Below are 6,227 nucleotides of genomic sequence, written 5' to 3'. Positions count from 1 at the left end.
TCTGGCCCCGACTTCCCGATAACCAATGAAGATCGAGTTACACCGTTAACTGGACACACCCGCAGCGTGTGGAAGCCGAGATCGGCAAGCGGTTGGATGTAATGCCCGGTCCGGAGGACCCCGTCGGCCTCCTGGAGCGCATGCGGGCTCTGCACGAGGTCACCGCGGAGAACGCCTACTTGTTCGGGGCCAGTTGGCTGTTCCGACTCTTCCTGATCATCGTTGACTGCCTTCCCGTCCTCGTCAAGCTCATGGGTGGATCGACCACCTACGACCGCATGGTCGAGCAGGAGAACCGTGTCCGGGAGAAGCTCCACGAGAAGACTCTGCAGTGCAAGGCCGACGTACAGCTGGGTGAGCTCGAGCTCCAGGCGTACCGAGGCTCCGAGGACCGTCGCAGGCGCCGCCAGCTGATAGACGTCGAGAGCAAGGCGGCTGACGCAGAGGCTCGGGCCACGGTCGAAGAAATGATCAAGAAGCGGGCCGGGGAGCTGAGCCGTCAGAACGGCGGCGGGGAGCGGCGCAACGGCGTCCGCCGACACACCGGGCTGACGAAGCCGTTCATCACCTGAGGCGCAGCCCCCGGAATATCGCCTCCGCGGTTTCCGTCTCCGCCGGGTCACGAGGTCACCCGGTGGAGACGGAAACCGTCATGCGGGGATCATCCCGCCGGAGTCGCCTCCCTCAGCACCCCGTCCGGCGTGAATTCGAGCACGGCCACCGTGTCCGCCGGGGCGGTTCCGTGCCGGACCTGGGACAGGCAGACCACGTCCGTCGCGCCGATCCGCTCCCGGTACGGCACGTGCATGTGGCCGCAGACGTGCACCTGCGGGTTGAGCACGTCGGTCAGCATGCGGATGCGGTCGCAGCCCACGGCCTCCTTGCCGTGGTGGCGGTAGGCCAGGCCGGCGGGCCAGTCGTGGGTGATCAGCAGGTCGATCCGCCGGCCGCGTGCCTGGCGGAGGAGGTGGTCGACGTGCGGCCGGGTGAAGTAGCCGTACTCCTTCAGCCGCTCCGGGGTGATCGCGGGCGGTTCCGCGGGCTCGCTGAAGTACCGCGAGTAGATCCCGGACAGGAACGCGACCCGGAGCCCGGCGATCTCCGTCACGCCGGAGCGCCCCAGGAAGTGGAAGCCGGGCGCCCACTCGCCTGGGCCGTGCTCGTCGAGCGCCGGCCAGGGCTCGTGGTTGCCGCCGATGAAGTACAGCGGGGCGCTCATCATCTGCAGGCCGGCGGCGAACCGGGGAAAGTCCCCGACCTTGCGGTATTTGGCGGGACCGGCCACGCCCAGGCTCTCGGCCTCGTCGCGGTTCGGCTCGGCGTCCCCGACGCTGAAGACGGCGTCCACGGGACCCGCGTACCGCCGGATCATCGCGTCGGCCAGGGTGAAGTCGGCGTGGATGTCTCCGATGACCGCGAATCTCATGGGCTGAATCATGGCGATCCGCCGTTTCCGCGGGCAACCGGATTTCCCGCCGGTACGGCGAGCCGCCTCCCGGTCAGCCCTTCGGACCGGTCGACCCTTCGGACCGGTCAGCCCTTCGGACCGGTCGACCCTCCGGACCGGTCGACCCTCCGGACCGGCCGACCCTCCGCCGGTCAGCCCTCCGGATCGGCCTCCGCGACCGCGACCGCTCCGCCGTACATCGTGTCGTGCTGCTTGCGCGGCGAGCAGACCGAGGCGGAGGGGCAGGCGCAGCGGCGGCCGCCGTCGTCCAGCCGGACGACGACCGAGTCGGAGGGGACGTTGCGCCCCACCACGGTCCCCGAACCCTCCGGCGTCTCGACCTTCAGGCCGAGCCGGGGCATCGTCCTGTGCGCGTCGACGTAGAGCGGGTGCTCGTACTTCAGGCAGCACATCAGCCGCCCGCAGGCCCCCGCGATGCGCAGCGGGTTGACCGGCAGGTCCTGGTCCTTGGCCATCCGGACGGACACCGGCTCGAAGTCCTTGAGGAAGGTCGCGCAGCACAGGTCTCGGCCGCAGGGGCCGATGCCGCCCTGGAGCCGGGCCTCGTCGCGGGGCCCGATCTGGCGCAGCTCCACCCGGGCGCGGAGGTTGCGGGCCAGGTCGCGGACGAGCGCGCGGAAGTCGACGCGGTGCGGGGCGGAGAAGTAGACCGTGTAGACGCCGGTCGAGTCGAGGTAGTCGACACCGACGACCTTCATGGGCAGCTCGTGCCGCTTGATCAGGCGCTTGGAGACGCTCCGGGCCTCGGCGCGGCGGCGCTTGTTGGCCTCGTCGCGGGCGAGGTGCTCCTCCGTCGCGATGCCCTCGCAGACCGGCAGGCCGCCGATGTCCTCACTCGTCCACTGCGGCGCCCACACGCACTCGGCCACCTCCGGCCCGGCCTCGGTGGGCACGAGCACCTTGTCACCGACCTTGGGGTTGTGCCCGCCGGGATCGAGGTAGTACAGCCGACCGTAACGGGTGAAGCTCACGGCCATGATCATGCTCATGCGACTCCCGGATCCACGCTCGGAGTACGGCTACCGCCCACCCTACGCGCCGTCGCCGTCCCGGTGGGATAACACGCAATCCGGGACGGTCCAGAGCGAACCGCCTTCCGCTCGGCGAGAAGTGCCCGCAGCCGGGCACCACCGGCGACGCAGGGGCCGGAGGCGGCCTCCCGCACCGCCCGGAGACCATCTCCCGCACCGCCCGGAAGCCGCCATCCGTCCTCGGCCCCGTCACCCCGGGAGCACCTGCCGACCCGGGGCGGCCGTCCACAGATGTGGACGGCCGCCCCGGGTCAGCACTCCTCCTTGTGGAGCATGCAGAACGAGCTGATGACGTTGGAGATCCCGGGGAGCCCTTCCACCGCCTCCATCACCTTCTCCGACATCCGGTGATCGGCAGGGTCCACGACCCACACCCGGAAGGACTCGGGCAGGTCCTCCACCCGGATCGCACTCGTCAGCACCGTGTTCTCCCGGTTCTGCGCCCTGAAGTTCGCGTAGGCCGTGCGCCTGTCCTCGAAGACGACGGCCTCCACCTCCGGGAGCGCGTCGAGCGTCCGCCGGATCTCCGCCTTGTGCGCCTCCGTCGCCCCGTTTCCCGCGCACTGCGGGAAGGGATCGGGGTCCTTGCAGAGGAAGATCGAGATCTGCGCCATGCCGGTCCTTTCGGGAACACCCCCGGTGCCGGCCATGGCCATGGCGATGATGCGCTCCTTCGTCAGCTCGGGGCCGGGCGGATCCGGCAGCGCCACCCGCGCGGCCGTGAGGACCGCGACGGCCACCGCCGCGACCGTCGCGGCCGCGGCGAGCAGCGCCGGGATCCCGATCCGGCGACGGACCGGAAGGGCGGGCGGCAGCGGAAACCGGCGACGGACCGGGACGGCGGGCAGCGGGTGGACCTCGGAAGCGGTCGCGGCGGCCCCGGCCAGGGCGTCGCGCAGTCGCTCTTCCACGACGGACATCGAACCCTCCTCGGATGTGCGGTCTCCAGCGGCGGACGCCGGGCCCTCCTCGAACGGGTGATCTCCGATGACGGTCGCCGGATCCTGCTCGAAGGCACGGTTTCCGGCGGCGGACGCCGGGCCCCGCTCGGACGGGCGGTCTCCGGTGGCGGTCATGATTCCTCCCCGAGCTTGCGAGCGAGCGCGGCCAGGCCGCGGGCGAGGGTGGACCGGGCGGTGCTCGCGCCGATCCCCATGGTCTCGGCGATCTCCAGGTCCGACAGGTCGAGGTAGTAGCGGAGCACCAGCGCCTCCCGCTGCCTGCCGGGCAGGTCGCGCAGGGCGACGAGCACCTCCCGGCGCTCCTCGCCGAGCAGCGCGGCGTGCTCGGCGGACCAGACCGGCGGCTCGTACGGCACGGCCCGCCGGAACGCGACCGCCCGGCGGCGCAGCACGGAGCGGGCCCCGTTCAACACGGCCGAGCGGATGTAGGTCAGCGCCCTGTCCGGGTCGCGCAGGCGGCGCCACCCGGCGTGGGTCCGGGTGAACGCCTCCTGGACGACGTCCTCGGCCGTGGCCTGGTCGCCCACCATGAGCAGCGCCAGCCGTACCAGCCCGAGGTGGTGCTCGGCGAACAGCCCTGCGACGTCGACGCGGTCCCTGGCCAGCGGCTCCCCGTGGGAGAGCAGCTCTATCTCGGGTTCCGGGGTCGTCCCCGACAATGACATGGTCACGTCACAGAGACGCCGGACCGGCCCGTCTGCTGCTCCGCTCAGCCCGCCAGTTCCGCGAAGGCCTCCTCCCAGCGGTCCGCGATCATGGCTATGTCGTAGTCGCGGGCCGTCTCCAGGGCGTTGGCGGCCATCCGGCGGCGGCCCTCCTCGTCCTCGATCATCGCCAGCAGCCCGTCGGCGAGGGCGTCGACGTCGTCGGCCGGGACGAGCAGTCCGTCGCGGCCGGAGGTGATGATCTCCCTCGGCCCTCGGGGGCAGTCGAAGCTGACCACCGGCACCCCGCACGCGAACGCCTCGATGATGGTCATGCCGAAGCCCTCGAAGCGGGAGCTGACCGCGTGGATCGAGGCCTTGGCCAGCTCGCCCTCGATGTCGCCGGTCGGGCCCATGAAGGCGACGTTGTTGTGCAGGCGCAGCTTCACGGCCAGCCTGACCAGTTTGTCGGAGACCCGGCCTTCGCCGTAGATCCGCAGCCGCCAGTCCGGCCGGACCTCGACGACCCGCGCGAACGCCTTCAGCAGCCGGTCGTAGCCCTTGACCGGCACCAGCCGCCCGGCGGCCAGCACGATCCGGTTCTCCTGCCGGGAGCGCGGACGCGGCCCGCCGGCCAGCCCGTTGCCGATGGTGAACACCCCGGTCCGCGAGCCGCCGAGCATGGCCCGGTAGTCCCGCTCGTCGGCCTCGGTGAGGGTGACGACCGCGTCCAGCTCCGGGTACCACCGCCGGATCTCCTCGAACAGACCGGGCTTGTGGGCCTCGAAGTGCAGGTGCTCCTGGGCGATCGTGACGACCCGGCGGCGCGCGAAGCGGGCGGCCATGATGTTGAGCCCGGCCCGCGTGGTCACCAGCACGTCGGTGCGGAGCCGGCGCAGCTCCCGCCGGAGCACCTCGTCGCTCCAGGCGCTGAAGGAGGCGTAGGCGCGCTCCTCCGGGTGGACCAGCGCGCTGGGCTCCCCGCTCAGCCGCTCCGCCCTCCTCGCGTACGGCCAGCGGACCCTGGCCCCCTCCCGCAGGTCCACCAGCGCGCGGAGCCGGACCCCCGGACCGAGCGGGAGGAACGGCTCGTCGGCGTGCCGGAAGACGCTGATCACCTCGACGTCGTGCCGGGCGGACAGCTCGGTGGCGAGATCGAAGGTGGCGCGGATCGTGCCGCCCATGCCGTAGGCGTTGAGGATCAGGAAGGAGACCTTCACTCGCCCTCCCCCTCCTCGACCGTGCAGGCGACGGCCAGCGCGTCGGTGTCGGTGAAGTACGGCCGGACCCGCACCCGGTCCACGCGCTGTGCGGGGAAGCGCACCTTCTCCTTCTTGCCCGGGACGTCGTCGAGCCGGGCGGCCAGCGGCAGCCGTACCTCTCCGGCCTGGGCGAACAGGTCCCAGAAGACCCGCCGCCGGGTCTGTCCCGCGGCCATCGGCCGGATCCGGAGGATCCCGGTGAAGCGCCGCCCGGAGAACGCGGCGCCGCCGTCCGTCTCCGGCCCCTTCCTGGCGGCGGCCACGAGCCGGACCGGGCCGGCGGGCGGCTCGCCGTAGGCGAGGACCCCCTCGACCTCGATCGTCCCGTCCCCCGGATCGACCCGGATCACCTCGACGTACGGCCGGACCTCGCGCACCATCAGCGCCAGGGTCCCCACGGGGGTCCGGAACGCCCGGATCTCCCTGTCACGCGGCCTCGCGGCGTAGGCGACCATCCCGTCGAGCGAGAACCCCGGGTCGTCGGTGGCGACGGGCACGCCGTGCTTCGACACCGTCCACATCCCCGCGGCGAGCCCGGTCAGATCGGCGCCGGACCGTTCCTCCCCGGTCTCCACGTGCCGCAGGACGATCTCCCCGTCGTCCGGTTCCGGCCATTCGATCCTCAACCTGTCGTCATCGTCCACCCGGCTCGTGACCGCCCGCCCGACCCCGGGCGGAACCACCTCTCGACGCGCTCCCATGCCGACCAACAGCCCCCTGGCCCTCTCCGCTCATCCCCGTAGAGCAGGACACGCTTTGGATGATTTATAACGAATCAGTTTAGTTTTGCTGGGATTCTAACGATCTCTTCCTGATCTTTGAGGGCGGTTAACCCGAATTGGTTCCATTTACCAGAAAAA

7 protein-coding genes are annotated in these 6,227 nt (G+C 71.2%); 1 reads left to right on the top strand and 6 read right to left on the bottom strand.

The window, feature by feature from the left end:
- Nucleotides 1-68: 68 nt before the first annotated feature.
- Entirely contained in the window at nucleotides 69-572 is a 504-nt protein-coding gene (locus tag IEZ06_RS27080) for a DUF4407 domain-containing protein (protein WP_189239497.1), read from the top strand.
- A gap of 89 nt (nucleotides 573-661) precedes the next feature.
- Here IEZ06_RS27080 and IEZ06_RS27075 read toward each other — a convergent pair whose 3' ends face one another.
- From IEZ06_RS27075 to IEZ06_RS27050, 6 genes are all read right to left on the bottom strand, one after another.
- The gene (locus tag IEZ06_RS27075) at nucleotides 662-1,426 is read right to left on the bottom strand and encodes a metallophosphoesterase family protein (protein ID WP_189239496.1); all 765 of its coding nucleotides are present in this window, start codon (nucleotides 1,424-1,426) and stop codon (nucleotides 662-664) included.
- Nucleotides 1,427-1,599: 173 nt separating this feature from the next.
- Nucleotides 1,600-2,445, bottom strand: coding sequence for a PSP1 domain-containing protein (locus tag IEZ06_RS27070; RefSeq protein ID WP_373293946.1), 846 nt, complete (start codon nucleotides 2,443-2,445; stop codon nucleotides 1,600-1,602).
- Nucleotides 2,446-2,750: 305 nt separating this feature from the next.
- Nucleotides 2,751-3,419, bottom strand: a complete 669-nt coding sequence (locus IEZ06_RS27065; protein WP_189239495.1) for a permease-like cell division protein FtsX — start codon at nucleotides 3,417-3,419, stop codon at nucleotides 2,751-2,753.
- Between the two features lie 152 nt (nucleotides 3,420-3,571).
- Nucleotides 3,572-4,126 (bottom strand): SigE family RNA polymerase sigma factor, encoded by a 555-nt coding sequence (locus tag IEZ06_RS27060; protein ID WP_189239505.1) that lies wholly within the window; start codon nucleotides 4,124-4,126, stop codon nucleotides 3,572-3,574.
- Between the two features lie 44 nt (nucleotides 4,127-4,170).
- Nucleotides 4,171-5,325 (bottom strand): glycosyltransferase family 4 protein, encoded by a 1,155-nt coding sequence (locus IEZ06_RS27055; RefSeq protein ID WP_189239494.1) that lies wholly within the window; start codon nucleotides 5,323-5,325, stop codon nucleotides 4,171-4,173.
- On the bottom strand, nucleotides 5,322-5,993 hold the full coding sequence (locus tag IEZ06_RS27050; RefSeq protein WP_189239493.1) for a hypothetical protein: 672 nt from the start codon (nucleotides 5,991-5,993) through the stop codon (nucleotides 5,322-5,324). The genes IEZ06_RS27055 and IEZ06_RS27050 overlap by 4 nt, the downstream gene beginning before the upstream one ends.
- Between the last annotated feature and the right edge of the window lie 234 nt (nucleotides 5,994-6,227).

This window comes from Planomonospora antibiotica (assembly GCF_014647955.1).
Classification (GTDB): Bacteria; Actinomycetota; Actinomycetes; order Streptosporangiales; family Streptosporangiaceae; genus Planomonospora; species Planomonospora parontospora.
Note: the sequence above shows the minus strand (reverse complement) of the source record. Positions and strands in the feature narration are given on the sequence as shown.

Excerpts from the sequence above, each read along its gene's own strand:
- IEZ06_RS27075 (WP_189239496.1), bottom strand. The coding sequence starts at position 1,426 with ATGAGATTCGCGGTCATCGGAGACATCCACGCCGACTTCACCCTGGCC.
- IEZ06_RS27070 (WP_373293946.1), bottom strand. The coding sequence starts at position 2,445 with ATGGCCGTGAGCTTCACCCGTTACGGTCGGCTGTACTACCTCGATCCC.
- IEZ06_RS27065 (WP_189239495.1), bottom strand. The coding sequence starts at position 3,419 with ATGTCCGTCGTGGAAGAGCGACTGCGCGACGCCCTGGCCGGGGCCGCC.
- IEZ06_RS27060 (WP_189239505.1), bottom strand. The coding sequence starts at position 4,126 with ATGTCATTGTCGGGGACGACCCCGGAACCCGAGATAGAGCTGCTCTCC.